The organism is Plantactinospora sp. WMMB782 (assembly GCF_049179135.1).
Classification (GTDB): Bacteria; Actinomycetota; Actinomycetes; order Mycobacteriales; family Micromonosporaceae; genus Plantactinospora.
In genome coordinates, this window is sequence record NZ_JBMHMC010000007.1 from 7,987,216 (window position 1) to 8,013,822 (window position 26,607).

22 protein-coding genes and 2 pseudogenes are annotated in these 26,607 nt (G+C 73.8%); 16 read left to right on the forward strand and 8 right to left on the reverse strand.

What is annotated here, in order from left to right; all coding sequences use genetic code 11:
* Nucleotides 1-47 precede the first annotated feature (47 nt).
* Nucleotides 48-1,736: pseudogene (locus tag ACN28A_RS37605) on the reverse strand (HAD-IIIA family hydrolase); the annotation flags it as partial.
* Nucleotides 1,737-2,051: 315 nt separating this feature from the next.
* Between ACN28A_RS37605 and ACN28A_RS37610 the strand changes: the two are divergent.
* A pseudogene (locus ACN28A_RS37610) lies at nt 2,052-2,816 on the forward strand (polyprenol monophosphomannose synthase); the annotation flags it as partial.
* A 635-nt stretch (nt 2,817-3,451) separates the two neighbouring features.
* Here ACN28A_RS37610 and ACN28A_RS37615 read toward each other — a convergent pair.
* Nucleotides 3,452-5,044 (reverse strand): phytoene desaturase family protein, encoded by a 1,593-nt coding sequence (locus ACN28A_RS37615; protein ID WP_421404858.1) that lies wholly within the window; start codon nt 5,042-5,044, stop codon nt 3,452-3,454.
* A gap of 179 nt (nt 5,045-5,223) precedes the next feature.
* Between ACN28A_RS37615 and ACN28A_RS37620 the strand changes: the two genes are divergently transcribed.
* A complete protein-coding gene (locus ACN28A_RS37620; RefSeq protein WP_421403717.1) occupies nt 5,224-6,663 on the forward strand; it encodes an aldehyde dehydrogenase family protein in 1,440 nt (479 codons plus the stop codon).
* A gap of 178 nt (nt 6,664-6,841) precedes the next feature.
* On the opposite strand, the gene ACN28A_RS37625 is transcribed toward ACN28A_RS37620, so the two are convergent.
* Nucleotides 6,842-7,267: a ChaB family protein gene (locus ACN28A_RS37625; RefSeq protein WP_421403719.1), complete on the reverse strand. Its 426-nt coding sequence runs from the start codon at nt 7,265-7,267 to the stop codon at nt 6,842-6,844.
* Between the two features lie 302 nt (nt 7,268-7,569).
* Here ACN28A_RS37625 and ACN28A_RS37630 point away from each other — a divergent pair, with 302 nt between their 5' ends.
* From ACN28A_RS37630 to ACN28A_RS37645, 4 genes are all read left to right on the forward strand, one after another.
* Nucleotides 7,570-8,550, forward strand: coding sequence for a YihY/virulence factor BrkB family protein (locus tag ACN28A_RS37630; RefSeq protein WP_421403721.1), 981 nt, complete (start codon nt 7,570-7,572; stop codon nt 8,548-8,550).
* Nucleotides 8,551-8,612: 62 nt separating this feature from the next.
* Nucleotides 8,613-9,023, forward strand: coding sequence for a DUF2795 domain-containing protein (locus tag ACN28A_RS37635; RefSeq protein ID WP_278062825.1), 411 nt, complete (start codon nt 8,613-8,615; stop codon nt 9,021-9,023).
* Between the two features lie 149 nt (nt 9,024-9,172).
* Nucleotides 9,173-9,634 (forward strand): SRPBCC family protein, encoded by a 462-nt coding sequence (locus ACN28A_RS37640; RefSeq protein WP_421403723.1) that lies wholly within the window; start codon nt 9,173-9,175, stop codon nt 9,632-9,634.
* A 111-nt stretch (nt 9,635-9,745) separates the two neighbouring features.
* Nucleotides 9,746-10,006: a hypothetical protein gene (locus tag ACN28A_RS37645; RefSeq protein WP_421403725.1), complete on the forward strand. Its 261-nt coding sequence runs from the start codon at nt 9,746-9,748 to the stop codon at nt 10,004-10,006.
* Nucleotides 10,007-10,116: 110 nt separating this feature from the next.
* Here the strand turns inward: ACN28A_RS37645 and ACN28A_RS37650 are convergent, their stop codons facing one another.
* Nucleotides 10,117-11,331, reverse strand: a complete 1,215-nt coding sequence (locus tag ACN28A_RS37650) for an MFS transporter (protein WP_421403727.1) — start codon at nt 11,329-11,331, stop codon at nt 10,117-10,119.
* Between the two features lie 221 nt (nt 11,332-11,552).
* Here ACN28A_RS37650 and ACN28A_RS37655 point away from each other — a divergent pair, with 221 nt between their 5' ends.
* The 3 genes from ACN28A_RS37655 (at nt 11,553) to ACN28A_RS37665 (ending at nt 15,542) form a co-directional block, all read left to right on the forward strand.
* A complete protein-coding gene (locus tag ACN28A_RS37655; protein WP_421403729.1) occupies nt 11,553-11,765 on the forward strand; it encodes a hypothetical protein in 213 nt (70 codons plus the stop codon).
* A gap of 104 nt (nt 11,766-11,869) precedes the next feature.
* Entirely contained in the window at nt 11,870-14,026 is a 2,157-nt protein-coding gene (locus tag ACN28A_RS37660) for a SpoIIE family protein phosphatase (RefSeq protein WP_421403731.1), read from the forward strand.
* Nucleotides 14,027-14,075: 49 nt separating this feature from the next.
* Nucleotides 14,076-15,542 (forward strand): cation:proton antiporter, encoded by a 1,467-nt coding sequence (locus ACN28A_RS37665; RefSeq protein WP_421403733.1) that lies wholly within the window; start codon nt 14,076-14,078, stop codon nt 15,540-15,542.
* 62 nt (nt 15,543-15,604) lie between these two features.
* Here the strand turns inward: ACN28A_RS37665 and ACN28A_RS37670 are convergent, their stop codons facing one another.
* Nucleotides 15,605-16,591 carry an anti-sigma factor RsbA family regulatory protein gene (locus tag ACN28A_RS37670; protein ID WP_421403735.1) on the reverse strand — a complete coding sequence of 329 codons (987 nt, stop codon included), beginning with the start codon at nt 16,589-16,591 and terminating at the stop codon, nt 15,605-15,607.
* A 300-nt stretch (nt 16,592-16,891) separates the two neighbouring features.
* Here ACN28A_RS37670 and ACN28A_RS37675 point away from each other — a divergent pair, with 300 nt between their 5' ends.
* The 3 genes from ACN28A_RS37675 to ACN28A_RS37685 all read left to right on the forward strand — a co-directional run bounded on the left by ACN28A_RS37675 (nt 16,892) and on the right by ACN28A_RS37685 (nt 20,009).
* Entirely contained in the window at nt 16,892-18,280 is a 1,389-nt protein-coding gene (locus tag ACN28A_RS37675; RefSeq protein WP_421403737.1) for a glycoside hydrolase family 6 protein, read from the forward strand.
* 140 nt (nt 18,281-18,420) lie between these two features.
* On the forward strand, nt 18,421-19,257 hold the full coding sequence (locus ACN28A_RS37680; RefSeq protein WP_421403739.1) for a helix-turn-helix domain-containing protein: 837 nt from the start codon (nt 18,421-18,423) through the stop codon (nt 19,255-19,257).
* Nucleotides 19,258-19,451: 194 nt separating this feature from the next.
* Nucleotides 19,452-20,009, forward strand: coding sequence for a general stress protein (locus tag ACN28A_RS37685; RefSeq protein ID WP_421403741.1), 558 nt, complete (start codon nt 19,452-19,454; stop codon nt 20,007-20,009).
* Nucleotides 20,010-20,034: 25 nt separating this feature from the next.
* On the opposite strand, the gene ACN28A_RS37690 is transcribed toward ACN28A_RS37685, so the two are convergent.
* The gene (locus ACN28A_RS37690) at nt 20,035-20,619 is read right to left on the reverse strand and encodes a DUF1684 domain-containing protein (RefSeq protein WP_421403743.1); all 585 of its coding nucleotides are present in this window, start codon (nt 20,617-20,619) and stop codon (nt 20,035-20,037) included.
* A gap of 159 nt (nt 20,620-20,778) precedes the next feature.
* On the opposite strand from ACN28A_RS37690, the gene ACN28A_RS37695 reads away from it, so the two are divergent.
* From ACN28A_RS37695 to ACN28A_RS37710, 4 genes are all read left to right on the forward strand, one after another.
* Nucleotides 20,779-21,282, forward strand: a complete 504-nt coding sequence (locus tag ACN28A_RS37695) for a MarR family winged helix-turn-helix transcriptional regulator (protein ID WP_421403745.1) — start codon at nt 20,779-20,781, stop codon at nt 21,280-21,282.
* A 2-nt stretch (nt 21,283-21,284) separates the two neighbouring features.
* Nucleotides 21,285-22,274: a pirin family protein gene (locus ACN28A_RS37700; RefSeq protein WP_421403747.1), complete on the forward strand. Its 990-nt coding sequence runs from the start codon at nt 21,285-21,287 to the stop codon at nt 22,272-22,274.
* A 224-nt stretch (nt 22,275-22,498) separates the two neighbouring features.
* Nucleotides 22,499-23,230, forward strand: coding sequence for a hypothetical protein (locus tag ACN28A_RS37705; RefSeq protein WP_421403749.1), 732 nt, complete (start codon nt 22,499-22,501; stop codon nt 23,228-23,230).
* A gap of 89 nt (nt 23,231-23,319) precedes the next feature.
* The gene (locus ACN28A_RS37710; RefSeq protein ID WP_421403751.1) at nt 23,320-24,813 is read left to right on the forward strand and encodes an MFS transporter; all 1,494 of its coding nucleotides are present in this window, start codon (nt 23,320-23,322) and stop codon (nt 24,811-24,813) included.
* A gap of 107 nt (nt 24,814-24,920) precedes the next feature.
* Here ACN28A_RS37710 and ACN28A_RS37715 read toward each other — a convergent pair whose 3' ends face one another.
* Both ACN28A_RS37715 and ACN28A_RS37720 read right to left on the reverse strand, forming a co-directional pair.
* Entirely contained in the window at nt 24,921-25,055 is a 135-nt protein-coding gene (locus ACN28A_RS37715) for a hypothetical protein (protein WP_421404895.1), read from the reverse strand.
* A 382-nt stretch (nt 25,056-25,437) separates the two neighbouring features.
* Nucleotides 25,438-26,559: a protein-L-isoaspartate O-methyltransferase family protein gene (locus tag ACN28A_RS37720; protein WP_421403753.1), complete on the reverse strand. Its 1,122-nt coding sequence runs from the start codon at nt 26,557-26,559 to the stop codon at nt 25,438-25,440.
* Nucleotides 26,560-26,607 lie beyond the last annotated feature (48 nt).

Consider the following 26,607-nt stretch of genomic DNA (forward strand, 5'->3'; position numbering starts at 1 on the left):
GGTCCGGAGCACGGTCCCGTCGTTTCCGGGGCCGGCTCCGGGGTCGGTGCGACCGGTGGCGGCGGCGCCGTGCGGGTGCCGAGCAGCCGGACCGCCTCGACCACCTCCTGCGGGTCGATGCCGGACAGGCACGGGTGCCCGGGTACCGGACAGGCGGTGGCCCGGGTGTGCCGGCAGCCGGCGACGGCGGCGCCGAGGCGTACCGCCGGCACCCGGTAGGGCCCCCACTGTCCGAACGGGACGGTCGGGGCGAAGAGGCTCACCACCGGTACGCCGAGCGCGGCGGCCAGGTGTGCCGGGCCGGTGTTGCCGACGACCAGACAGTCCGCCCGGGCGATGATGGCGGCGAGCCGGGTCAGCGAGGTCTGCCCGCCGAGGTCGATCCCGGTACGCCCGGCGACCCGGGCGGTGAGCGTCCGCTCCCCGGCGCCGCCGGTCACCACCACCCGGTGCCCGGCACCGGTGAGCGCCGCCACGATCTCGGCACAGAGTTCGGGTGGGCAGGCCCGGGCCGGCACCGAGGAGCCGGGATGCAGCACCACGTACCCCGGATCGGGCACGGTGCCGCCGGCGGCCGCGGTACCCGTCCCCGGGCGCAGCCGCAGCACCGGCTCGTCCTCCGGCGGCAGCACGAAGCCGGCCGCCGCCGCCAGCGACAGCGCCCGCTCCGTCTCGGGTATCCCCGCCGGTACCCGGTGCCGCACGTCCAGCAGCGAGCCCGGGTAGTCCGGGCTGATCGCCGAGATCCGGCCCACCCCGGCCATCCGGAGCACCAGGGCGAGCGGCAGCGCGGACTGGTGGAACGAGGTGAACAGCACCGCCTCCTCGGCACCGGTGGCGGCGAGGAGGGCGGTCAGCCGGTCGATCGCGGCCCGGTCGACCGGCTCGGGTTCCGGATCGATCCAGGGCAGCCGGCACTCGACCAGCTCGTCCACTCCGGGCAGCAGTTCGGCGGCGGCCCGGCCACGCGGCCCGCAGAGCAGCACCACCCGGTCGGCGCCGGCCGCGACCGCCCGGATCGCCGGGCCGGTCACCAGCACGTCGCCGGCCGAGTCCGGGCGGGCCACGAGTACGCACCGGGGACGTCGTCGCGGCTGGTCCGGAGCCGGGCCGCCGAGGATGCCGCGGTGTCGGCGCAGGATCAGGTCGACCGCGCTGCCAAGGTCACCGGCGACCGCCGGGGCGGCCGCCACCTCCTCCGGCCGGGTGGCCGGGGTGGGCACGAGTATCGCGGCGGCTCCGGCCGCGCCGGCCGCGGTCATGTCCGCCCCGATGTCGCCGACGAGTACGCAGCGGGTCGGCTCGGTGCCGAGTGCGCGGGCGGCCGCCCAGACCATGCCTGGCGCGGGCTTGCGGCAGCGACAGCCCGGCGCGCCGGGGGTCGGTTCGGCGTGCGGGCAGACCTGCCAGGTCTCGAACGGCCCCAGAAGCTCGTCGACCCGGGCGTTCACCCGGGCCAGATCGGCGGAACTGAACCGGCCGCGGGCCACCCCGGACTGGTTCGTCACCACCCCCAACCGCAGCCCCGCCGCGCGGAGCCGGTCGAGCGCCTCCCGGGCCCCCGGCATCGGCCGGACCAGCCTCGGATCACCGTTGTACGGCACGTCGTGCACAAGCGTGCCGTCCCGGTCGAGAAGCACCGCGTCGAAGAGCCCGGGCCTGGCCCACGCCCCGGTCGGGCCACCGTGCGGTGCCCCTGACCTGCACTGATGCGGGTCGACCCGGTCGTTGCGCACGGCGGCGGGTTCCCGGGAGCAGTAGGAGTAAACCTCGGCCCCGGCGGCCGGACGGGCACAGCGGATCCCTCCGGCGTCCCCTGTCCGACCTGCGGTCCGCTGGCGTTCGTCGTCGCCACCGCGCATACCCCGGGCGGGTCGCCGCTATCCAGCGCCGAACCGTTACCCAGCCGTCGACGCCGGCTTTTCGGCCGTCGACACGACGTCGGCCGAGGTAGGGACCGGTTTACCCCCTTCCGGCCCGTGTTGCGGCCCGCGCGCTGCGTCAAGTTAGGCTTTGCCCCTGACCGCTGTCGGCCAACCGAGGATGCCCCGATGATCGAACCCGTACAGCTGCCGTCTCCCTGGCGGGACGTTCGCCTGACCGTCGTCGTGCCCACCTACAACGAGGCGGGCAACCTTCCGGCGCTGGTCGAGCGGCTGCTCGCACTGCCGCTGCCCGGGCTGCGGATCCTGGTCGCCGACGACAACTCTCCGGACGGCACCGGCGAGGTGGCCGACAAGCTCGCCATCGAGCATCCGGAGCGGATCCAGGTCGTGCACCGGGCGGGCAAGGAGGGGCTCGGCCGGGCGTACGTCGACGGGATGAGCCGGGCGCTGGAGGCCGGTGCGGAGTACGTGGCGCAGATGGACGCCGACCTGTCCCACCCGCCGGAGGCACTGCCCGGGATGCTCGGTTCGCTGCTGTCCACCCAGGCCGGTGTGGTGATCGGCTCCCGGTACGTCCCTGGCGGGCAGCTCGACGAGGCGTGGCCGCTCTATCGTCGGGCGCTCAGCGGCTGGGCCAACTTCTACGTGCACACCCTGCTCCAGGTGCGGATCCGGGACCTCACCGCCGGTTTCAAGATCTGGCGGGCGGACGCGCTGCGCGACATCGGCCTGCACCGGGTGCAGTCCAACGGGTACAGCTTCCAGGTCGAGATGCACTATCTGGCCACCAAGCTCGGCCACACCATCCTGGAGGTGCCGATCCGGTTCCAGGAGCGCCTGGACGGCGAGTCGAAGATGACCACCGCCACCAAGATCGAAAGCGCGCTGATGCCGTTCAAGTTGCGCGGCCGGCACCGCAACATCGCCCGGTTCACCGAGATCCCCGCCCCGGACGAGGCCCCGGCCGCCGCCGGGTTGCCGGCGCCGCCGGAGCCCGCCCGCGCACCGCAGCTCACCGAGCCGGGTGAGCCCGCCGAGCCGGCGGAACCGGCGGGACCGGCGGGACCGGCGGGACCGGCCAAGGCGATCGGGACGACCGAGCCCGCCGAGACGACGGAATTGCGGGAACCGACGGCGCCGGCCAGGACGATCGGAACGACCGAGTCGACCGGGACGACGGCGGAGCTGACCGAGCCGGTCAAGGTCGCGGAGCCGGCCGAGTCGACGGAGCCGGTCAAGGTCGCGGAGCGGGCCGGGTCGACCGGAGCCGGGCGCACCGGAAAGGCGTCCGGCGCGGCGACACCGGCCAAGCGCAAGCGGCGCGGGACAACTGCCAGCGGCGCGGGACAGGCGCAGGCGACGCGGGCCCAGCACGAGGGCGCGGAGCAGGCGTAGGACCGGGGCGGCCGCCGCGTCCGGCCAGCCGCGAGCGGCGTCGCCACCGTGTCCGGCCAGCCGCGAGCCGCATCCGGCCAGCCGCGAGCCGGGCCGGCCAGCGTGCTCGGCCAGCCGGGAGTCGCATCGGCTGCCGCGTCCGGCCAGCCGTGAGCCGGGCCTGTCCAGGGTCAGGCGTAGACGGCGCGCTGTGCCCGGCCGACCAGGGCGGCATACGCCCGGCCGGTCAGGGCGCGGTCCCGGGCCAGCGCCGCCCGTGCGGCGTTCGCCCCGGGACCGCCGTGCACCCCGGCGCCGGGATGTGCGGAGGCGCCGGCCAGGAACAGCCGGTCGACCGGGGTGTCCGCCCGACCGAGGCCGGGCACCGGGCGCAGGAAGAGCTGCTGGTACGCGGCGGAGGTGCCGCCGCCCACCGCGCCGCCGACCAGGCTCGGGTTCCCCGCCGCCAGTTCGGCCGGTCCGGCGACGTGCCGGGCCCGGACCAGCGCGCCGAAGCCCGGGGCGGCCCGCTCCAGCACCGCCTCGACCCGCTCGACGTGCGCCGCGACCTCCTCGGCCCGCCAGTCCCGCCGGAACGGCAGGTGAGTGTAGGCCCAGAACGACTCGGTGCCCGCCGGTGAGCGGCCCGGGTCCGCCACCGTCATCTGTCCGGCCAGCACGAACGGGTCGGTCGGCAGCTCGCCCCGGTGCAGTTCGGCCGCGTACCGCCGCAGGTCGGCGAGGTCGCCGCCGAGGTGCACGGTGCCGGCGCCGGCGACCGCCGGATCCCGCCAGGGCACCGGCCCGGCCAGCGCCCAGTCCACTTTGACCGTCGAACCGTCCCAGCGGAAGTGCGCCAGGTCCGCCACCAGCCGGGGCGGCAGCCGTTCGGCACCGACCAGGTCGAGGAAGAGCGCGGGCGCCGGCACGTCGGCCAGTACCGCACGACGGGCCCGCCACAGCAGGCCGTCGGCCGAGCGCACCCCCACGGCCCGGTTCCGGGCCACCAACACCCGGTCGACAGGGGTACCGGTGCGCAGCCGGCCGCCCCGCTCGCGCAGCCGGGTTAGCAGCGCGTCGGTGATCCGCTGCGCCCCGCCGACAGGTACCGGCCAGCCCACCTGCTGGCCCAGCATGGCGAGCAGCCAGCCGTAGACGCCGGAACCCGGCTCGTCCGGAGCGAGGTCGGTGTGCAGGGCACAGCCGGTCAGCAGGGCCGGGCCGCCCGAGCCGGTGAAGAGTTCCGCCCCGAGCCGGGAACTGGGCAGCACCAGCCGGCGGGCCAGTCGCAGCAGCCCGGCGGTACGCAGCCGGCGGGCGAGCGCCAGTCCGCCGCGTACCGGCGGGAACGGGCTGAAGAGCGCGTCGAGCAGCGGCGCCGAGATCTGCCGCCACTGGGCGTACGCGTCGAGCCACCGCTGCCCGTCCCCGGCCCCGAACCGCGCCACGGAGGCGGCGGTGACCTCGGGATCGCGGTTGAGCAGCACCGCGTCGCCGTCCGCGAACAGGTGCGCCAGCACGTCCGGCGCGTGCCGCCAGGCCAGCCCGTGGCGGTCGAGCCGGAGCCGGCGCAGCACCGGCGAGGCGTAGCCGAGCGGGTAGAAGGCGCTGTAGAGGTCGCTGAGGTAGCCGGGGGCGGTCACCTCGGCCGACCGGACCGCCCCGCCCGGGGCACCGGTCGCCTCCAGCACCAGCACGTCCCAGCCGGCGTCCGCGAGCAGGTTCGCCGCGACCAGGCCGTTGTGCCCGGCCCCGACGACGACCGCGTCGGCGGTCTCCCCCAGCGCCGTCACCCGAGCACCCTATCCCGGTCCGCCGAGAACGGATGCAAGGAAGGGCCCCGCTACAACAGAAACGTAAGCGCGAGTCCCTCCTTGCAGGTGTGCTGGGGGCTGGGACCGAGGGTTGCAGACGGTCTTACCGGGATAGTTTGGACCGCTCGGACCGGGGCAAACTGCCCGCCATGTACCAGGTGCAGCAACTCATCGGCGGGGTGTGGGACGGCAGCGGCGACGCGGGCTGGCTGACCGTGGTCGATCCGGCGGACGGCAGCCCGGTCAGCAGGGTGCCGGTGGCCACCGACGCCGAGGTCGAGTCGGCCGTCAAGGCGGCCAGGGCGGTGGCCCCGAGCTGGGCGCGGACGGCACCCGCCGAGCGGGCCGAGGCGCTGCGCCGGGCCGCCGACACGATCGAGGCGAACGCCGACCGGCTCGCCGAGGCGGAGACCGCCGAGATGGGCCGGCCGCTGGCCGCCGCCCGCAGTGGCATCCAGGCGGGTGTCTCGACGCTGCGCCAGTACGCCGAACTCGCTCCAGTCCGGGGCGGGCGCAGCCTGGCCGGCGGCGCGGACGCGATCGACCTGATGGTGCCGCAGCCGCGGGGCGTCGTCGCCGCCATCACGCCGTGGAACGACCCGGTCTCGGTCTCCTGCGGCCTGCTCGGCGCGGCCCTGGCCACCGGGAACACCGTCGTCTACAAGCCGAGCGAGCGGAGTACGGCGAGCGGCTGGCTGCTCGCCCGGCTGCTCGACGAGCACCTGCCGGCCGGGGTGTTGTCGATGCTGACCGGTGACGGGCCGGTCGGTGCGACGCTGGCCGGGCAGGAGGTCGACGTGGTCGCGCACGTCGGCTCGACCGCCACCGGCCGGTCGATCGCCGCCGCCTGCGCCCGCTCCGGCGCCAAGGCGCTGCTGGAGAACGGCGGCAGCGACCCCCTGATCGTCGACGCCGACGTGGACCCGCGCTGGGCCGCCGAACAGGCTGCCATCGGTGCCTTCACCAACGCCGGCCAGCTCTGCGTCTCGGTGGAGCGGATCTACGTACTCCGGCCGGTGGCGTCCAGGTTCCTCGCCGGTCTGGTCGAGCGGGCCGAGGCGCTGCGCCTGGGGCCGGGGCGGGACCCGCTCAGCGAGGTCGGGCCGCTCGTCGACCGGCGGCAGCGCGACCACGTGCACGGGCAGGTCGGCGCGGCGGTCGCGGCCGGGGCGAGCCTGCTCACCGGGGGCAGCGTCCCCGACGGGCCCGGTTCCTTCTATCCGCCGACGGTGCTCGCCGAGTGCACCGACGAGATGGCGGTGATGTGGGAGGAGACCTTCGGCCCGGTGGCGCCGGTGATGGTGGTCGACTCGTTCGACGAGGCGCTGTCCAGGGCGTCGCACTCGCCGTACGGGCTGGCGGCGACGGTACTCACCGGGTCGATGAACCACGCCCAGCGGGCCTGGCGGGAACTGCCGGTCGGGACGGTCAAGATCAATGCCGTTTTCGGCGGGGCTCCGGGCGGCGCCGCCGAGCCCCGGGGCGGCAGCGGCCAGGGCTTCGGGTACGGCCCGGAGCTGCTTGACGAACTCTCCGCGACAAAGATGGTGCACATCGAAGGGCCGGGCGGCGAGGGCGGCAGGTGGTGAACCCCTGCCGCCCGCCCGCGCCCGGCCCGACGGTCGCCGACCCGACGGTCGCTGGCGGACGGTCGCTGAGCCGTCGGATCGGCGAGCCGACGGTCGCAGACCCGACGGTCGCAGACCCGACGGTCGCTAACCCGACGGTCGCAGACTCGACCGGTGCCGATCTGGTGGAGCTGGCAGGTCAGCGACGACGGTTCCGGCCCTTCTCCTTGGTCCGGGACTCGGTGGTCTTCCGGTCGTTCGCCTTCTGGATCGCATCGACCAGTTCGGCCTTGGTCATCCGGGACCGCCCCTTGATGTCGAGCCGCCTCGCCACCTCCGTCAGGTGCTCCTTCGGGGCGTTGGCGTCGACGCCACCCGCGGTCGGTGCGCGCCGAGCGGGCCCACCGCCGGCCGCCTGCCGGTCGCTCGGGCCCTTGCGCCCCTTCGGCTCCCAGTGGTCGCCGACCTTCTCGAACGAGTGCTTGACGGCGGCGAAGGCGGTCCGGTGCGACCGCTGCCCCTCGCCGTACGTCTCGACCGCCGAGTCGTGGGTTTTCGCCCAGGTGTCCTGGGCCTTCTGTGGCGAGCGTCGCAGGGTGCTGGGCAGAACCTCGCGTCCGGGCATGATCTTCCTCCTCCGCGTCGTTGGCGCTCTTCCCACGGCCCATTCCCGAGCCATCCGGCTGCGGCTCCCCCGAGCCAACCCCGGCTGCGGTGTGGCCGAGCCAACCAGGCTGCGGATTCCCGGGCCGTCCAGGGTTCGGTTTCCCGGGCCGCCGCCGGCAAACCCGACCGGCTCGCGGTGCCGGCGTTTGTGCAGATCCGGCCCTGGGTACCGGGCAGCCCAGCCCAGCCGAGAAACACCCAGCCCCGCCGAGCCGGGAGACGGGGAGCAGGCGCGGCTGGCCCCGCCGAAAGGGGACGAGCATGGCGTCGACCACCGAACCGGTCCCGGCGGTACATGAGCCGAACCGCCGCCTTCCCGGGCGCCTGCGCCAGTTGCGCTGGTCGACCTGGCGGGGCGTACTGGTCCGGAGCGTCACCAACTTCGTGACGGACAACTGCGCCGACTGGGCCGCCGCGCTGACCTACTACGGAGTGCTGGCTCTCTTCCCGTCCGTGATCGTGATCGTCGCGCTGGTCGGCCTGGTCTCGAACGGGGCGGAGACCATCGACACCATCGCCGGCCTGGCCAGGGAGGCTGGCGCCGGTTCGGTGGTGGCGAACGACGCCCTGGTGGGCGTACTGCGGGACGTGGTCGACAACCAGGGATCGGCGAAGGTGCTGCTCGGCTTCGGGGTACTGGCGGCGCTCTGGTCGGCCTCCGGCTATGTCGGCGCGTTCACCCGGGCCTCCAACGCCATCTACGGAGTTGCCGAAGGGCGGCCGTTCTACCTGCTCCGCCCGTTGCAGCTCGGGCTGACCGCGATCGCGCTGGTGCTGCTCGCGGTGGTCGCCACCGGACTGATCGTGAGCGGCCCGGTCGCCGACGCGGTCGGCGACCGGCTGGGGCTCGGCGACGCGCCTCGGACGGCCTGGTCGGTCGCCAAGTGGCCGGTCCTGGTCGGCATCATGATGCTGCTGCTCTCGCTGCTGTTCTGGATCGCCCCGAACGTGCGGCAGCCCCGGTTCCGCTGGCTCACCGTCGGCGGTGCGGTCGCCCTGGTTTCCTGGGCCGTCGTCTCGGTCGGCTTCGGCTTCTACGTCTCCCGGTTCAACTCCTACGACGCCACCACGTACGGCAGCCTCGGCGCCGTGATCGCCTTCCTGGTCTGGCTCTATCTCTCCAACTGCGCCGTGATGCTCGGTGTGGAGATCAATGCCGAGGTGCAGCGCGGCCGGGCCCGCCAGGGCGGTGCCGAGGAGCCGGTGCAGCCCGCGCTGCCGCCGAAGACACCGGCGAGCTGACGCGTTCGGGGCGAACCCGACGACGCCGTTTAGCACGATTTCCCTCGGGTAGCGCAATAGACATGGAACGTGGGAACAGCAAGCACGGTCCCCGGCTGGACGAGCAGATGGACCGGGAGGTGCAGGGCGCCGTGCAGGGCGCCGTCGGTGGCCGCGCCGAGGAGTGGCGCGATCCCGAGCCGGCCGGCGAGGACCAACCCGGCCTGACCAGGGCGCCCGGCAACGACACCCGGTCCGGCGCGCCACAGGGCATGACCTCGGAGGAGGTCGAGCAGAGAAGCCGGCTGGGCCGGTTCATCCCGCTCTCCGCCCTGCCGGGCGACCGGGACGGCCTGCGCCGCAGCGCCGAGGAGAACGAGGCCCCGGACGACATTCTCGCCGAGTTGGACCGGCTTCCCCCGGGTACCCAGTTCCAGACCGTCTCCGAGGTGTGGGCCGCGCTCGGGCACGCGAACGAGACACAGCGCTGGTGAACGGGACACGGCGCCGGTGAACGGGACGCAGTGCTGGTGAACGCGCGGTGGCTGAGACCCGCGGTGGCTGGGACCGGCGGTGGCCGGACAGACAGTGGACAGGCACAGACAGTGGACAGGCGTAGACCGATCGACAAGGAGGATGCCGGATGAGTGGCGTGACCAAGTCCGTCGACGTGGCGGTGCCGATCCGGACCGCGTACGACCAGTGGACCCAGTTCGAGGACTTTCCGCAGTTCATGGAGGGTGTCGAGGAGGTCAGGCAGATCTCCGACACGATGACGCACTGGAAGGTCGAGATCGCCGGGGTCAACCGGGAGTTCGACGCCAGGATCACCGAGCAGTTGCCCGACGAGCGGGTGGCCTGGACCTCGACCGACGGCACCCGGCAGGCCGGTGTCGTCACCTTCCACCGGATCGACGAGAACCACACCCGGGTCACCGCGCAGATGGAGTTCGAGCCGCAGGGGGTCGCCGAGAAGGCCGGTGACAAGCTCGGCATGGTGGACCGGCGGGTGGCAGGCGACCTGAACCGGTTCAAGGAGTTCATCGAGCGCCGGGGTGCCGAGACCGGCGCCTGGCGCGGCTCGGTCGCCCGGCCGCAGCCGTAGCTCGATCCGGGACAGCACGGGACGGCGGTGGCCGTCGGCAGGGGTACGCCCCGTCCGGCGGCCGCCGCCGTCGGCGTTTGTCCGTCGGGCGGGCCGGGTAGGGCAACCGACATGACCGACAGGGACAGCCACGTCTGGCGGAACGAGGAGCGGTTGCCACTGCGCGACCTGGAGGAGGCGATGGGCGCCTCGACGCCCGACGGGCAGGTCGACGACGTCACCGGCAACGACGCGGGCGCCGAGTCGGCGTTCGGGCACGGCGCGGAGCCGGACGACCCCGACAAACCGTACGACGAGGACCAGGCGGCGCAGCGCACCGACGACCAGCGCCGGTACCGACCGTCGACGACCGGGCGCAACGGCCCGCACTGACCGCCGGGTGCCGGAAGCGGCGCCCCGCGCAGGCGGCGGCTCGGGCCGGGTGCCCGCTCGTCGAGGCATGCCTGCTCGTGGCGGTCGGTGCCCGCTCGTTATGGAAAAGGTCAGGTGGTCGGGGCGGGCGGGCGGCCGGCCCGGCGGCTCGACGCCCAGTAGAGCCCGATCATGGCGAGGGAGAGCAGCAGCAGCGCCGGGCCGAGCACCGCGACCGAGGTACGCCCGATCAGCACCCCGATGGCGGCCGGGATGATCGCCCCACCCAGCCCGGACGCCCCGATCTGCAACCCGATGGTGCGGTCCGCGTGCTGCGGCCCCACCCGTTCGGCGGTACCGAGGGTGAGCAGCGGGAAGACCGCAGCCGCACCGAAGCCCACGACGGCCAGCCCGGAGACCGCCAGCCAGCCCGGTCCGGGTACCGCCACCAGCGCCGAGCCGAACGCCATCGCGTACATGCTGCCGAGCAGGACCGTACGGCTGCCGAGCCGCTCGGCGACGAACCCCTGCACCACCCGGCCGACGAAGAGGCTGCCCCAGTAGAGCGAGACGCAGAGGCCGGCGACGGTGGGGCTGATCCCGCGGTCCTCGGTGAGCAGCAGGAACGCCCAGAGGCCGGCGGCCACCTCGATCGCCACGTAGACCGCGAAGGTGAGCGCGCCGAACCAGACCGCCGGCAGGGCCAGGGTGGCACCGATCCGGACCGGCCCGGCCGGAACCGCCGGCGCACCCGTCGACTCGCCGGCACCGGGGCCGGGGCGGCGCCAGGTCCGTACGGTCAGCACGAAGGCCAGCGCCAGCCCGGCCTGGGCGGCGGCGACGATGCCGTACCCCCAGCGCCAGCCCAGCCCGACGCCGAGCACCGTGGTCATCACCAGCGGCCCGATGGCGACGCCGAGGCCGAAGCAGGCGTGCATCCAGTTCATCTGGCGTGGCCCGAAGGTTCCGGCGGCGTACGCGTTCAGCCCGGCGTCGATGGCGCCCGAGCCGAGACCGAGCAGCAGCGCGCAGCCCACCATGACCGGCAGGATCGGTGCCGTGGCGTAGCCGGCGAGGGCCAGGCTGGCCAGGGCGGTGCTGCCGGCCAGCAGCCAGCCGACGCCGATCCGGGCGATGCTGAACCCGGCCACCACGCTGGAGACGAGGTAGCCGACCGTACCCGAGGTGAGCAGCAGTCCGACCGCCTCGGTCGGCACCCGCAACTCGACGCTGACGGACGGCCAGCCGACGCCGAGCAGGCCGTCGGGGAGCCCGAGACTGACGAAGGCCAGATAGGCCAGGACGAGCACGGCGAGACCCGTCCGGTGCCGGGAGTCGGTGGACACGAGCGTCGACTATGCCGGACCGGCCGGAGGTTGGCCACGCCGGGACGCTCACCCGGATCGGACCGGCGAAACCGGGACCAAACGGCCGGCGGAGCCGGGGCCAACCGGGCCGGCGGAGCCGGATCGAACGGGCCGGCGGAGCCGGGACCAAGCGGACACGTACCCCGAATTCGTCCGAACGGACGACCGGCGAGCGACGTTCGCCGGGGCAGAATTTCGGAATGCGTCAGGCTCCTGGTTTCCTTTCCGTCCGTCAGCGTCGCATCGCGTGGCTCGCCTTCCTGCTCACCGCGGTGCAGGCGCCGGTCTCCGCCCGGCTGGTCGACGACGGATCGTGGTTGTTCAGCCTCTGCGTCTCGCTGATGGTCGCCACCGTGATCCTGGCCGACGACGCCGCGCGGCGGCGTCCGGTGGACGCGGGTTCGCTGGAGTAGTCGCCCTGCCCGGACCGCCCGGCGAAGCGGTCGGACCCCAGCACGACGGGCGCACCAGACGGCGCCCGACGAGCGGATTCGGCGGCTCCGGTTAGGCTGCTGACATGCCAGGCACGGTCGGGCGGGTGCCCGCTCCCCCCTCCACCGTGGCCGGTGTGCCGCCGACACCGGATCCGACCGTCGGGCCGCCGGCCGACCATGGCTGGCCGGAGACCCCGCTGGGTCCGCCCGGTCGGTGGGATCCGGCATTGCGGGCGATCGTCGACCTGGTGCTCTCCGCCCCGGTGCCGATGGCCCTGGCGTACGGCCCGCAGCTCGCGCTGGTCTACAACGACGGCTTCGCCGAGCTGATCCCGAGCAGGCACCCGCAGGCGTTCGGCCGGCCGGCGGCCGAGGTCTTCGCCGAGGTGTGGCAGGTGCCCGGGGTCGGCGACGTGATCGAGCGGGTCTACCGGACCGGTGAGGCGTTCCTGGAGCGGGACGCCCCGTTGCCGCTGTTCCGGGAGGAGCCCGGCGAGCCGGAGCCGTCCCTCTTCGCCCGCGGCTACTCCCCGGTCCGGGACTCCACCGGCGCGATCGTCGGGGTGCTGACCGTGGCCGCCGAGGCGACCCAGGTCACCCAGCGGCTACAGAGCCTCGGCGAGCTGGCCTCGGCGCTGGCCGGCACGCTCACCCTCGACGACGTGGCCCGGGTCACGCTGCGCAGCGCGCTTGCCTCCTTCGGGGCCGACCAGGTCGAGTTCGGGGTGGACGACGGCAGCGGGTGGCGGCTGGTCCGGCGGATCCGGGGCGAGGTGCTGGACGAGGCCGACGAGCGGCTCCCCCCGCTGTGGCGCCGGCACGGCGCGGACTCTCCCGCCCCGCTGGTGCTGACCGCCGACAGCGGCGCACCGAGCTTCGCCGGCGACGGCCAGCCGCTGCTGCGCAGCGCGGTCGACCGGCACGACGAGAAGATCCGGGCACTGGCCGCGCTGCCGCTGCGTACGCCGACGCTGCGCGGCGGGTTGACCGTCGGCTACCGGCAGCCGCACCGCTGGCCGCCGGCCGAGCGTGCCCTGCTGGCCGCCTCGGCGGAGCTGGTGGCCCAGGCCGCCGAGCGGGCCCGCCGGTTCGAGACCCAGCACGGCACGGCGCAACTGCTCCAGCGCAGCATGCTGCCGGAGCACCTGCCCGACCTGCCGCTGCTGCGGATCGCCGCCCGCTACGACGCCGGGGTCGACGGCAACGCGGCCGGCGGCGACTTCTACGACGCGTTCGCGCTGCCGGACGGCCGGCTGGCGGTGGTACTCGGCGACGTGGCCGGGCACGACGTGCAGGCCGCGGCGCTGATGGGGCAGGTACGCGCGGCGCTGCGCGCGCTGGCCCTGAGCGATCCCGACCCGATCCCGGTACTCGCCGGGCTGGACCGGCTGGTGTCCAGCCTGAGTGTGGAGGCGCACCGCGACGAACTCTTCGTGACAGTCGTCTACGGGCTGGTCGAGCCGGAGACCGCCCGGTTGACCGTGGCGAGTGCCGGCCATCCGCCGCCACTGGTCCGGCGTGGCTCACCCGGTCAGCCCGGCAGCACCTGGTATCTCGAGGTGCCGCCCGGGGTGCCGCTCGGGCTGCACGGGCACCGGACGGCGGTCACCGTGCCGTTCCCGCCCGGTGACACGCTGCTGCTGTTCAGTGACGGGGTGGTGGAGCGGCGGCAGCGGAGCCTGAGCGACGGCTTCGAGGTGCTGGCCGGTACGGTTGCCGGCTCGGCGACCGGTGACCCGCGTACGCTCTGCGCGCTGGCCAGCGGCGCGGTGCCGGGCAGTACCGAGGACGACGTCGCCGTGCTCGCCGTCGAGCACGCCAGTACGCCCAGCCGGTCGGCCAGCATGGAGGTGCCGGCGGAGCCGACCGCCCCGGGCCGGGTACGGCACTGGATGACCGCCCAGCTGAACCTCTGGGGGGTGCCGGAGCAGGTGGTCGGTTCGGCGGTGCTCTGCACCAGCGAGCTGACCACGAACGCGCTGCTGCACGCCGGCACCGCCGCCCGGGTGGAGATCGACCTGAGCCCGGAGCGGCTGCTGGTCTCGGTCGCCGACAGCGGCACCCGGGGCGCGGTGACCCGGGCCCGGACCGAGAAACTGAGCAGCCGGGGCCGGGGGCTGGGCCTGATCGAGCAGCTCAGCGACGCCTGGGGGACCGACCCGACGGTACGCGGCTCGACGGTCTGGTTCGAGATGATGATCCCCGCGGCGACCGGCACCGACGAGTTTCCGGGCGACTGACCGCTCACACCAGGCGTGCGGAGCCACCCGGCGGGGAAAGGGTGCCCGGGTGGATCTCTCGGCGACCTCGTACGCGTTGATCGGGCTGGGCGCGCTGCTGGCCGGCATCCTGCCCCGGGTGCTGGAGCGGCGACCGCTCTCCATGCCGATCATCTTCCTCGGCCTCGGCATGCTGGTCTTCCTGCTTCCGTTCGGGTTTCCCGAGCCGGACCCGCTGATCCACGACAAGATCGCGACCCAGCTCACCGAGATCGGCGTGATCGTCGCGCTGATGGGCGCCGGGTTGAAGATCGACCGGCCGCTCGGCAAGCGCCGCTGGTCGTCGACCTGGCGGCTGCTGGCGATCGCCATGCCGCTCTGCATCGGCGCGGTGGCGGTGCTCGGCTGGTGGTGGGTGGGGCTGGCGCCGGCCGCCGCGCTGCTGCTGGCCGCCGCGCTGGCCCCGACCGATCCGGTGCTCGCCTCCGACGTGCAGGTCGGCGAGCCGACCGACGTCGAGGACAACGAGGACGAGGTGCGGTTCGCACTGACCGCCGAGGCCGGGCTGAACGACGGTCTCGCCTTCCCGTTCGTCTACGCCGCGATCGCGATCGCCACGGTCGGGCTGGCTCCCGCCGGCTGGCTGGCGGAGTGGCTGACCCTGGACGTCGGCTATCGGATCCTGCTCGGGGTGGCCGGCGGGCTGCTGGTGGGATGGCTGCTCGGCAAGCTGTTCTTCCGGGCGCCGTCGCGGCTGCGGCTGGCCCGGCATTCGGAGGGGTTCCTGGCGCTGGCCGCCACCTTCCTCTCGTACGGCCTGGTCGAACTCGTCGGCGGGTACGGCTTCCTGGCGGTCTTCGTCACCGCCCGGGCGATCCGGGCGGCGGAGCGGTCGCACGAGTACCACCAGGTGCTGCACAACTTCGCCGAGCAGGTGGAACGGCTGCTCACCGTGCTGTTGCTGCTGCTGTTCGGCGGTGCGGTGGTCACCGGGCTGCTCGCCCCGCTGACCTGGCCGGCGGTGCTGCTGGCGCTGGCCCTGGTCTTCGTCATCCGCCCGTTCACCGGCCGGCTGTCCCTGGTCGGGGCGCCGGGGCGGCCCGCCGAGCACTGGGTGATCGCGCTCTTCGGCATCCGTGGCGTCGGCACGTTCTACTACCTGGGGTACGCCACCACGCACGCGGACTTCCCCGGCGCCGACCTGCTCTGGGCGACGGCCGGGCTGGTGGTGCTGGTCTCGGTGGTGGTGCACGGGGTGGCCGCCACCCCGGTGATGCAGCTGCTCGACCGCCGCCTGGACCGCACCTCGGCGGACAGCACCTCGGACGACAGCACCGCAGACGACAGCACCTCGGACGACAGTGGTTCCGGCAACGGTGGCTCCGGCGACGGTGGTTCCGGCGACGGTGGCTCCGGCGACGGTGGCTCCGGCGACGGTGGCTCGGCCAACCGGCCGGCGGAGCTGCCCGGGCCACGTTCCGGCGGCGAGCAGGGCGCGCCGACCACCACCGGCTCCGACAGTCCGGCCCGGACCTGATCCCACCTCGATCCGGCCCTACCACCAGCGCGGGCCGGACAACCGGACCGACCGGCCCGGGATCAGATGCCGAGGGTCGGTGCCGTGCCGGTCGCCGGCTCGGCTCGGCGGTGCATGTGCAGCCGGACCGTGGTCGAGGTGCTGTCGGTGTGTACCTGGACCAGGTCGCAGAGGTAGTTGACCAGCAACAGGCCGCGCCCGCTGTCGCTGACCGGCGACGGCGGGAGGCGGCCGGCGAGCCGGTCGGTGAGCACGCTGGAGCCGGTGATCTCGCAGACCAGCCCGTCCTCGTCGAGCCAGACCCGGGCCACCGCCGGCCGGCCGGAGTGCACCACCGCGTTTGTGGCGATCTCGTTCGCCGCGACCCGCAGGTCGTCGACCTGCTCACGGTCGAGCCCGGCCTGGTGGGCGAGTGCGGCGACCATGGCCCGCATCCCGGACAGGCCGGAGGACTCGAAGAACAGCGTGGACGCCGAGGGCGGCGGGGTCGGAAACGGCAGGTTGAACGAGTCGACCACGTTCTCCGGGTGGCCGTACCCGGCGCTGGGCTGCCGGTCGCCGTCGCGGATCAGGAACGGGTGGGTACTCGCCGCGTCGGCGATCACCTCCACGTCCAGCCGCACCGCGTCGTACGGGCAGAGCAGGCTGACCGGCCGCCCGGCGAGGGCGATGTTGATCAGGGCCTCGTGCTGTACGCACCGGGGGTACGCCTGCGCGGACCGGCCGGGCCAGACCGGCTCGCCGACGACGCGGACCCGGGCCGGGGCGTGTTCCTCGACGAAGGCGTGCAGCACACCCGGGATGATCCACCCCGGGTTGCGACCCTCCCGGGCCATGTCGACGAAACGCAGCTCGGTGCCGCCGCCGAGCGCCGTGCGTAGCAGGTCGAGCCGGAGTCCGGGTACGGCGATCAGCACCGGCTCTCCGGCGGCGAGCCCGGCCCGCACGAACGAGCGGACGCCGGTGACGTAGTCGTCGTCGGTGCGGTAGAAGAGAGCGTCGTGCCGCAGCGGGCCGGTGCCGGGCCGCGTGGCCGGTTCGAATGTCATCGCCCGCCACCCGTCCGCGACGCGTCCACTCCCCACCTCCGACCAGCAGCGTACGCGGCGCCGGCAACGACTGGCCACGCAGCGTCAGCGTAGGGGTCGCCCGAAGTGCCGTGCCGGCCCGCCGGGCGGTCGGGCGAGCCGTCGGGACGGCCCGGTCGACACGCCGCTGACCTGTGCCTATGCCCAGGTACTGAAACCGGGGCTTCACACGGACGCAACATGGCTCTACCGTGGTCGATGTCTATGGGAGCGCTTCCAGCGATGCTCCTCGATCTCCCACCGTCCCGAAGGGAGTACCGCATGCACCTCAGACCCGCGCTCGCCGCGGCCGGTGCCGTCGCCGTCACGGCACTCGCCGTGACGACAGCGGTCGGTGTCGGCCTGTTGAACCCCACCCCCGCGAAGGCCGCCGACTCGGCCTTCTACGTCGACCCGGACACCAGCGCCGCACGCTGGGTCGCCGCCAACCCCAACGACTACCGGGCCGCCGTCATCCGGGACCGCATCGCCAGCGTCCCGCAGGGCCGCTGGTTCACCCAGAACAACCCCGGCACGGTACGCGGCCAGGTGGACGCCTTCGTCGGCGCCGCCGCGGCGGCCGGCAAGATTCCGATCCTGGTCGTCTACAACATCCCCAACCGGGACTGTAGCGGCGCCAGCAGCGGCGGGCTGGCCAACCACACCGCCTACCGGCAGTGGATCGACCAGGTGGCCGGCGGCCTGAACGGTCGGCCCGCCACGATCATCCTCGAACCCGACGTCCTCGCGCTGATGTCGAACTGCATGAACTCCTCGCAGCAGGCCGAGACCCAGGCCTCGATGGCATACGCCGGGAAGCGGTTCAAGGCCGCCTCGAGTCAGGCCAGGGTCTACTACGACTCGGCGAACTCGGCCTGGCTCAGCCCGCCGGTGATGGCCGCCCGGCTGGTGGGGGCGGACATCGCCAACAGCGCCGACGGCATCTCGGTGAACGTCTCCAACTACCGCACCACTGCCGAGTCGGTGAACTACGCCAAGTCGGTCGTCGCGGCCACCGGCGCACCGAACCTCAAGATCGTGGTGGACACCAGCCGGAACGGCAACGGTCCGGACCCGCGCAGCGAGTGGTGCGACCCGGCGGGTCGGGCGATCGGCACCGCCAGCACCAACCAGACCGGCGACTCGGCGGTCGACGCGTTCCTCTGGGTCAAGCTGCCGGGCGAGGCGGACGGCTGCATCGCCACCGCCGGCCAGTTCGTCCCGCAACGCGCCTACGACATGGCGATGGCCGCTCCCAACCCGCCCACCACCCCGCCGAGCACCACCGGCCCGCCCACGCTGCCACCGACCACCACCCCACCGGTCACCACCCCGCCGGCCACCACCCCACCGGCCGGCGCCGGTTGCCGGGTCACCTGGACCGCCAACTCCTGGACCGGCGGGTTCACCGCCGAAATCCGGATCACCAACGACGGTCCGGCGATCAACGGCTGGACGCTGGGCTTCACCGTCGGCTCCAACGTCCGGTACAGCAACGGCTGGAACGGCACCTGGAGCCAGTCCGGCAACCAGATCAGTGTCGGCAACGTGGCCTGGAACGGGTCGCTGCCGAGCGGCGGCACCACGAGCGTCGGCTTCCAGGGCACCTACAGCGGGACCCTGGGCACGCCGACCGGCTTCACCCTGAACGGCAACGCCTGCACGAGCTGATCCCCATCCCCTCCGGCCGGGTCGCCGCCCGCTCCGCGCGGGCGGCGACCTGGCACCCCCCGGGCAGACCGCCCCTGACCCGGCCGGCGGGCCGCAGCCGCGCCAACCTCCGGCCGTACGATCGGAATGGTGATGACGAGATGACGGTCGCCGGACAGCGGCAGCGACCGGTCGGCCAACTGCTGCGCGAGTGGCGCGAACGACGGCGGCTCAGCCAGCTCGAACTCGCCATCCAGGCGGACATCTCCACCCGACACCTCAGTTTCGTGGAGACCGGCCGGGCGATGCCGAGCCGCGACATGGTGCTCCGGCTCGCCGAGCAGTTGGACGTGCCGCTGCGGGAACGCAACCACCTGCTGCTCGCCGCCGGGTACGCGCCGATCTATCCGCGTACGTCGCTGGACTCCCCGGCCCTGGCCGCCGTGCGCGCGGCGGTGCGCCAGGTGCTCACCGCCCACCAGCCCTATCCGGCGATCGCCGTGGACCGGCACTGGCAGCTGGTCGAGGCGAACGCCAGCATCGGGCTGTTCACCGCGGGTGCGGCGGCGCCGCTGCTCACCCCGCCGGTCAACGCGCTCCGGTTGGCCCTGCACCCGGCCGGCCTGGCACCCCGGATCGTCAACCTCGGCGAGTGGCGGGCACACCTGCTCGGGCGGCTGCGCCGGCAGGTGGCGCAGAGCGGCGACCCCGAGCTGGCGGAGCTCTACGGCGAGCTGCGGGCGTACCCGTGCGACCAGCCGGAGCCCGAGGTCGAGATCCCCGGGCCGGGCGAGGTGGTGGTGCCGCTGCGGATCCGGCACGGCGACCTGGAACTGGCCTTCTTCGGCACCGTCTGCACCTTCGGCACCCCGCTGGACGTCACCGTGGCGGAACTCGCCGTCGAGTCGTTCTTCCCGCTCGACGAGCAGACGGCGGCGGCGGTGCGCTCGGCGGCCGAGGAGGAGGAGCGGCGGGTCGGCAGCGCCTCCGCCCGCTGAGCCGCCCGCTCAGCCGGGACGGTCCGGGCCGGGAGGAGGTGGAACCGGACACCGGGGTTCGTCGCGCCCTTTCGTTTACCTCCGCCGGGACGGGTTACCGGGTAGGGACAGCCGGGAAATCGAGCCGTGACGAAGGAGGCTGATTCATGATGTCCAGGAACCCGACGGCGGCCTGGCAGTCCGGTATGCCTGGTATGACGGGTGGAAACAACCTGCCAGCCGGCCCTTCCGGTGACCAGTTCAGGGCGCCGGGCAGCGAGGACGGTACGACCCCCGGACAGCAGGCCACGGTGACCGTCGCCGCGTACCAGGAGTACCAGTCGGCGCAGTACGCGGTGGACTTCCTCTCCGACAACGGGTTTCCGGTCGAACGTGCCGCGATCGTGGGCACCGACCTCACCCTTGTCGAAACGGTGCTGGGCCGGATGACGACCGGCCGGGCCGCGTTGGCCGGTGCCGCCACCGGTGCCTGGTTCGGGCTCTTCATCGGCCTGCTCTTCGGCATCTTCACCGTCGGCAACTGGTGGGCGGTCATCCTGGTGGGACTCGCCATCGGTGCCGTCTGGGGTGCGATCTTCGGCGCCATCGCGCACGCCATGACCGGCGGCCGGCGCGACTTCACCTCGGCCAGCAGCCTGCGGGCCAACCAGTACGCGGTGAACGTCGACGCGACCTTCGCCGACCAGGCGCGCCAGCTGATCGGCCGGATGAACTGGCAGGCCCAGCGCCCGGCCGGCGCCACCGGACAGTAGGGCCGGAAAAGGGGCACCGGGTCGGTCAGTGGTAGACGCGCTCACCGGCCCGGATCGGCGTCGAGATCCGGTTCTCCTCGGGCGCCAGCGGACAGGCCCACCGGTCGTCGTAGGCGCAGGAGGGGTTGTAGGCGTAGTTGAGGTCGAGCCGTAGCCGGCCGCCGGGCAGCACCGTCAGGCCCCGACCGAAGGTGCCCTTCACCGTGTCGGTGAGATAGCGCCCGCCGCCGTACGTCTCCCGGCCGGCGGTACCGTCCCGGAACGGCAGGAAGAGCCCGCCGCCGTACGCCTCGATCCACCAGAGCGTCAGCGGGCCCCACGGGGTCTCCGCGATGCCACACCGGCGGTACCGCACCACGCCGTCCGGCCCGCCGGTGTCGATGCTCAGCGTGCCGGCGGCCGGCCGGATCGGCACGTCGACCACGACCGACGGGTCGACCGGGAAGTAGCGCAGCCCGGTGAACCGGGGCCGCTCGGCCAGCGGGACCGGTGACTGCGGGTGCCCGGCGAACAGGGCGTCCCGGGCCGCCCGGAAGCCGGCCAGGTCGAGATCTGACAGGTAGAGCCGGATCACCTGCTCACGCCAGTCCGCCAGCTCCAGTTCGTCCACCTGACCGAGCTTAGCCTCGGCGGTCGGCGGCCGACGACGGCACCACCCGGTCGACGGATACTTCAAAGATGCACGATCCGACCGAAGGCCCGGTGAGCGACTGAGCTTGATCCCGTACGGAAGACTGTTTTAGATTTTAAATAGTGCTACAGTCGGGGCATGGAGGAAGGTCTGGACGCCGGACGGCTGGCCTGCTGGCGGGCCTATGTCGAGTCGAGTCAGCTCCTGCTCAACCGGCTCGACGACGAGCTGCGCGGCGCCAGTGGGCTGAGCCTGGCCGACTACCACGTGCTGGTCCTGCTCTCCGAGGCGCCCCGGCAACGGCTCCGGATGGGCGAGCTGGCCGGTCGACTGGTCTTCTCGCCGAGCCGACTGACATACCAGATCTCCTCGATGGAGCGGCGCGGCCTGGTCGCCCGGCAGAGCTGCCCGGAGGACCGCCGGGGCAGCGAGGCGGTGCTGACCGCCGCCGGGCTGCTCACCCTGCGCGAGGCCGCGCCGCAGCACGCGGCCTCGGTGCGCGGCTATCTGATGGACGACCTCGACGAGGCCGAGGTCGCCTGCCTCACCCGGGTCTTCGACCGGCTGGCCGGGCGGTTGAGGACCGACGGCGCCACCCCGGCCGCCCGAACCCCCGGCAGCGTCAGCGTCAAGGAGAACTAGCCATGCCCGCGATCACCGTCGACGACGTCCTGGTCCTGCCCCGCCTGCCCCGGCTCGGCGCGACCACCGCCTACCGGCCGGTCCGCCGGCTGGTCACCGCGCCCAGCGGATACGAGGGCGAGGGCTTCCCGGTCCGCCGGGCCTTCGCCGGGGTACCGCTCAGCGAACTGGACCCGTTCATCCACCTCGACCAGATGGGCGAGGTCGACTACGCCCCCGGCGAGCCGAAGGGAACCTCCTGGCACCCACACCGGGGCTTCGAGACCGTCACCTACATCATCGACGGGATCTTCGACCACCAGGACTCGCACGGCGGTGGCGGCACCATCACCAACGGCGACACCCAGTGGATGACCGCCGGACGCGGCCTGCTGCACATCGAGGCGCCGCCGGAGCACCTGGTGGTCAGCGGCGGCCTCTTCCACGGGCTGCAACTCTGGGTCAACCTGCCCCGGGCGGCCAAGATGAACCCGCCGCGCTACCAGGACATCCGGGGCCGGGAGTCGGCCCTGCTGACCACCCCGGACGGTGGTGCCCTGCTCCGGGTCATCGCCGGAGAGGTCGCCGGGCACACCGGTCCGGGCAGCACGCACACCCCGATCACCATCACGCACGTGACGGTGCAGCCGGGTGCCGAGGTCGAGCTGCCCTGGCGGCCCGACTTCAACGCGCTCGGCTACGTGCTGGCCGGCCGGGGCACGGTGGGCGCCGAACGCCGGCCGGTGCGCACCGGCCAGCTCGCGGTGCACGGCCCCGGCGACGCGCTGCGGTTCGCCGCCGACGAGCGGCAGCAGGCGGCCACCCCGGCCCTGGAGCTGTACGTGATGGGCGGTGAGCCGATCCGCGAGCCGGTGGCGCACTACGGCCCGTTCGTGATGAACACCCGGGCCGAGCTGGTGCAGGCCTTCGAGGACTACCAGGCCGGGCGGCTCGGCGTGGTGCCGGCCCGGCGTACCCCGCACACCGACGGCAGCGCGGCCCGGCCCTCCTGAGCCAACTCCGGCACGCCGGCAGGTCCCGCTCCGGCGGATGAACCTGCCGGCGCGCCCATCTCCGCCTCCCGTCCCTGTCCCCGTGACCGTCCCCCGGTGCGGCCGCCCGGGCGGCACCGGCCGGATCGAGGACGGTGGCGCCGGGAGAGGTCGTGTCGGGAACTTCGGAGGGCGAGTGTCAACGAACTGTTGACATACGCCCTCGGGCGCGACATGCTGCCCGGATGCGACCAGGCGAGCCGACCGGTGACGGGATCCCTGCCGATGTCGTCGCCGCGCATTCCGCGGTGCTGGCCGCCGCCTCCGGCGGCGGTGCCGGCCAGCCCGAGCCACTTGCCGCGATGCGACTGCTCGCCGGCCTGCGGGCCGGGCTGGACGAGGCGGAACGTCAGCTCATCGAGGCCGCCCGACAACGGCGGGCGAGCTGGGCCCAGATCGCCACGGCACTCGGCCTGGCCAGCCGGCAGGCCGCCGAGCAGCGCTGGGTGCGCCTCTCCGGCGCCGCGTCCCGGGACCCGTCCAGGGTACGGGCCGACAGGCGACGTCAACAGACCGTTGACGGTCGATTCGGGCCGGGTGTGGTGGAGCTGCGGGCCGAGGTGATCGCCGTACACCGGCAACTCGGCGCGGATCCGGGCCGGGACGACCGGCATGCCCGGATCCGGCTGGCTCGCACCACGCTCGGCCTGGCCGGCCCGGCCGCACCCGGCGGGCTGTACGCGCTGGCCGCCCAGGCCCTGGACGACCTCGACCAGGTACCGGCCGAGCAGTCCGGCGGGGTGCTGCCGGACGCCCGCGACCGGCTCCGCCGGGCCCTGCACCGGGCCACCCCACCGCCGAGCAACCCGGCAACCGAGCCACCGGAGGTCGAGCCATCCGAGGGCGGGCCACCGGAGGGCGAGCGGCCCGGAGGCCGGGGCCGGCCGGCTGGGAGGTCCCGCCAAACGCCGACTTGAGCCGACCAGACTGAAGTTGTGGTTGACAGGCACCGATCAGCCGACCGAGGATGTGAGTCCCCGCGACTCAACTTTTCGGAGGCTCGAACGTGCGTACGGGACGACGGCTCGACCCCGAACGGCGCAACCTCCTGCTCTTCGTCGGCGTCTCGATGGTCTCCGGCTTCGGCGGTACCGCGTTGAACGTGGTCGCCGGAGTGTGGGTACTCGACCTCTCCGGCTCGGGCAGCGTGGCCGCACTCACCGGCCTATGCCTCTTCGCCCCGACACTGCTCGGCCCGGCCCTCGGCGCTCTCGTCGACCGGCTGCCCCGCCAGCGGCTCCTCGTCTGGACCCACCTGCTCACCGCCACGGCCGTGCTGTCACTGCTGGCGGTCCGCACCGAAGCCCAGGTCTGGATCGTCTACGTCGTGATGCTCGGCTACGGCACCAGCCTCGTCCTGGTCGACGTCGCGGAGAACGCCCTGCTGCCCGCCGCGCTGCCGCCGCACGAACTCGGCAGGGTCAACGGGATGCGGACGAGTGCCCAGGAGGGGATGAAGCTGGTCGCCCCGCTGGCCGGCGCGGGACTCTTCGCCTGGCAGGGCGGATATCCGGTGGTCGCGCTCACCACGGTGGCGCTGGTCCTGGCCGCCGGCCTCTACCGGCTGCTCCGGATCCGTCCCGACTTCCCCACCGGGTCCCGAAGCCGGCGACACAGGCCCACCGGAACCGGAACCCGGGGACACAGCCCCACGGAACCCGCTATCGGCAAACACAGCCCGACCGGACCCGGAACCCGAGAGCACCGGAGTGGAACCGGACGCCGCGGGGTGCTGGCCGGTGCCGCCTTTCTGTGGCGGCATGCCGAGCTGCGCGGGAGCGTCCTGATCGGATCCACCACGACCGGCATGTCCGGACTCACCACCGCCGCCGTGTACGCCGTCGTCACCGACGACCTGCACCAGCCCGCCGCCTTCGTCGGCGTACTCTCCTCGGGGCAGGGCGCCGGATCGTTGCTCGGCGGGCTGCTCGTCCCCCGGCTGCTGCGTACCCGGGGAAGTCTCTCCGTCGGTGCGCTGGGCGCCGCGCTCTTCGCGCTCGGCACGCTGGGCCGGCTCGTTCCGTGGACCCCGGCGGCGGTGGCCTGTTCGGTGCTGGTCGGGATCGGCCTCCCGTGGACCCTGGTCGCCGCCGTGACAGCGGTGCAGTCGCGTACGCCCGGAGCGCTGCTCGGCCGGGTGTCGGGCAGTGCCAGCACCCTGCTCTTCGCCCCGGTCGCGATCGCCACCCCGGTGGGTGCGGCCCTGGTCCTGCCGGACCACCGCCTGCCACTGCTGGTCGCCGCCGTGCTCTGCCTCGGAGTCGGCCCGGTCGCCCTGCGGTCGGCCCGCCGCGCCGGTCACTCCGGCTACGCCGCGCCGAACGTCGACTCGTCGGCGACCGACCGGGTGCGAGTGACCGCAACGCCGGCCGGTGGAGGGAAAACGCTTGCGGGTGAAGGTGAAACGCTGGCCGGTGGAGGTGGAACGTCAGCCGGTGGGGATGGCCGACCCGGGCAGCCGGGTGCTCTCCCGGACGGGGACCCGGCGGTCCGTTCCTGACCATCGGCGTCGGACCACCGGCGTCGGACCACCGGCGTCGGACCACCGGCGTCGGACCCGCCAGCCCGGATCGGCCGGCGGGTCCGGTGAACGGAAGATCGGCCCTCTCAGGTGGAGACCGCGAAGATGCCGGCCACCCCGAGCACGACCATCACCAGCACCGCGACGAGGGCGCCGCGCTCGCTCTCCACCGCCGCCCGGTCTGGTTGGTCCCGGTCGGCATCCATGATCTCACTGGACATGCTGTCCTCCCCTGGTCGTCGCCTGCTCTCCGACGGGCCGGACGACCAACGCCGTACCGGCTCCGGCGTTGTGCCGCCGGTTGTCCGGTTTCCGGCACCCTGGTGCTGGTACGCCGGTGGTCGTCCTCGCCTCGGCGCCCCTCCGGGCACCCGGGCTGCCCGGAGGCCGTACGGAAGCACAGCCCCCTGCCGTCGCGCGCGATCCGGGGCAACCCGACATCGGAGTTGCCGCTCTGGGCGATCGGAAACCCGGCAGCCCGACCCGATTCCGAGGTAGCCTGCCCGGCCGGGCCGCCACCGGGAGCGGCGAGGTGTACCCGGATGGCGGTCTCTGTCACGGATCGTCGCGGTCGAGCCGTTCAGGCCCGAAGACCGGCATCTGTCAGCGCTGGATCCAGTTCGTCGGCACCAGGATCGGTTGGTCGGGGTCACCGGCCGGCACCAGCCGGGACGTCCACTCCGCGATGGTCGGCTCGCCCCGGGCCACCCAGCGGTCCCGCAGGGCGATCGCGTCGGCGGCGTACCGGGCGGCGTAGGGTCCGGCCGCCCGCACCGAACCGTCGGCGAGCAGTCCGGCCCCGCCGCCGTGCACCTCGTCCAGCAGGACGGCTCCGCCGGGACCGCCCCAGCCGCCGGCCGGACCGGCCGAGAAGGTGGTACGCCGATCCCAGGCCCCGACCGCGAACCACAGGTCGTGGTAGCGGAAGACGTCCAACGGCGGGCGCCACCGGGCCGGCTGCCGCACGGTCGGTGGCGGGAACGCGGCAGCCCGCCGGGGCGGCGGGTGCGCACCCGGATACCGGGCCGCCAGTGGACCGGCCGCGGACATGAACCCGGCCCGCAACTCGCCACGCGCCCCGGCCATCCCCCGGGCACCCGGCCGGATGCGCAGCACCGGATGGTTGCCGGCGTGCTCGACCGGGGCGAGCAGGTAACCACCCGGGGCGAGTTGGTCCAGCCAACGCGGCGACACCCCGGTCACCCCCACCGTGACCACCACCCGGTCGTAGCCGGTCTCCGCCGGCACGCCGAGGTAACCGTCGCCGAGGCGTACGTCGACGGCGCCGGCCAGGCCGACCCGGCGCAGTGCCGCCCCGGCCCGCTCCACCACGTCGGGAGCGATGTCCACCGTGGTCACCCGGGCGCCCATCACGGTCATCAGCGCCGCGTTGTAGCCGGTGCCGACGCCGATCTCCAGTACCCGGCTGCCGGGGCGCAGTTCCAGGGACTCGATCATCGCCGCCATCAGCGACGGCTGGCTCGACGAGCTGACCGGTACCCCGTCGACGAGTTTCGTCACCAGCGGATGGTTCCGGTAGACCATCGGCAGGAAGTCGGGATCGTCCGGCCCGAGCCAGCGGCCGTCGCCGCCGTCGAAACCGGTCGCCACGAACTCCTCCCGGGGCACCGCGCGGAACGCCCGGACCAGCTCGTCCGCGCCGAGCAGTCCCTCCCGGCGCAGCTGGTCGACGTACCGGGCGCGTAGCTCGTCGGCCGCCGTCACGCCCCGGCCGCCCCGGCCGCCGGACCGGGCGCTCCGGTCGCCACACCG

What these genes read in the sequence shown, in the direction of transcription:
- ACN28A_RS37620 (WP_421403717.1), top strand. Translation starts at nt 5,224, where the DNA reads ATGTACCAGGTGCAGCAACTCATCGGCGGGGTGTGGGACGGCAGCGGC.
- ACN28A_RS37625 (WP_421403719.1), bottom strand. Translation starts at nt 7,267, where the DNA reads ATGCCCGGACGCGAGGTTCTGCCCAGCACCCTGCGACGCTCGCCACAG.
- ACN28A_RS37630 (WP_421403721.1), top strand. Translation starts at nt 7,570, where the DNA reads ATGGCGTCGACCACCGAACCGGTCCCGGCGGTACATGAGCCGAACCGC.
- ACN28A_RS37635 (WP_278062825.1), top strand. Translation starts at nt 8,613, where the DNA reads ATGGAACGTGGGAACAGCAAGCACGGTCCCCGGCTGGACGAGCAGATG.
- ACN28A_RS37640 (WP_421403723.1), top strand. Translation starts at nt 9,173, where the DNA reads ATGAGTGGCGTGACCAAGTCCGTCGACGTGGCGGTGCCGATCCGGACC.
- ACN28A_RS37645 (WP_421403725.1), top strand. Translation starts at nt 9,746, where the DNA reads ATGACCGACAGGGACAGCCACGTCTGGCGGAACGAGGAGCGGTTGCCA.
- ACN28A_RS37655 (WP_421403729.1), top strand. Translation starts at nt 11,553, where the DNA reads ATGCGTCAGGCTCCTGGTTTCCTTTCCGTCCGTCAGCGTCGCATCGCG.
- ACN28A_RS37660 (WP_421403731.1), top strand. Translation starts at nt 11,870, where the DNA reads ATGCCAGGCACGGTCGGGCGGGTGCCCGCTCCCCCCTCCACCGTGGCC.
- ACN28A_RS37670 (WP_421403735.1), bottom strand. Translation starts at nt 16,591, where the DNA reads ATGACATTCGAACCGGCCACGCGGCCCGGCACCGGCCCGCTGCGGCAC.
- ACN28A_RS37675 (WP_421403737.1), top strand. Translation starts at nt 16,892, where the DNA reads ATGCACCTCAGACCCGCGCTCGCCGCGGCCGGTGCCGTCGCCGTCACG.
- ACN28A_RS37680 (WP_421403739.1), top strand. Translation starts at nt 18,421, where the DNA reads ATGACGGTCGCCGGACAGCGGCAGCGACCGGTCGGCCAACTGCTGCGC.
- ACN28A_RS37685 (WP_421403741.1), top strand. Translation starts at nt 19,452, where the DNA reads ATGACGGGTGGAAACAACCTGCCAGCCGGCCCTTCCGGTGACCAGTTC.
- ACN28A_RS37695 (WP_421403745.1), top strand. Translation starts at nt 20,779, where the DNA reads ATGGAGGAAGGTCTGGACGCCGGACGGCTGGCCTGCTGGCGGGCCTAT.
- ACN28A_RS37700 (WP_421403747.1), top strand. Translation starts at nt 21,285, where the DNA reads ATGCCCGCGATCACCGTCGACGACGTCCTGGTCCTGCCCCGCCTGCCC.
- ACN28A_RS37705 (WP_421403749.1), top strand. Translation starts at nt 22,499, where the DNA reads ATGCGACCAGGCGAGCCGACCGGTGACGGGATCCCTGCCGATGTCGTC.
- ACN28A_RS37715 (WP_421404895.1), bottom strand. Translation starts at nt 25,055, where the DNA reads ATGTCCAGTGAGATCATGGATGCCGACCGGGACCAACCAGACCGGGCG.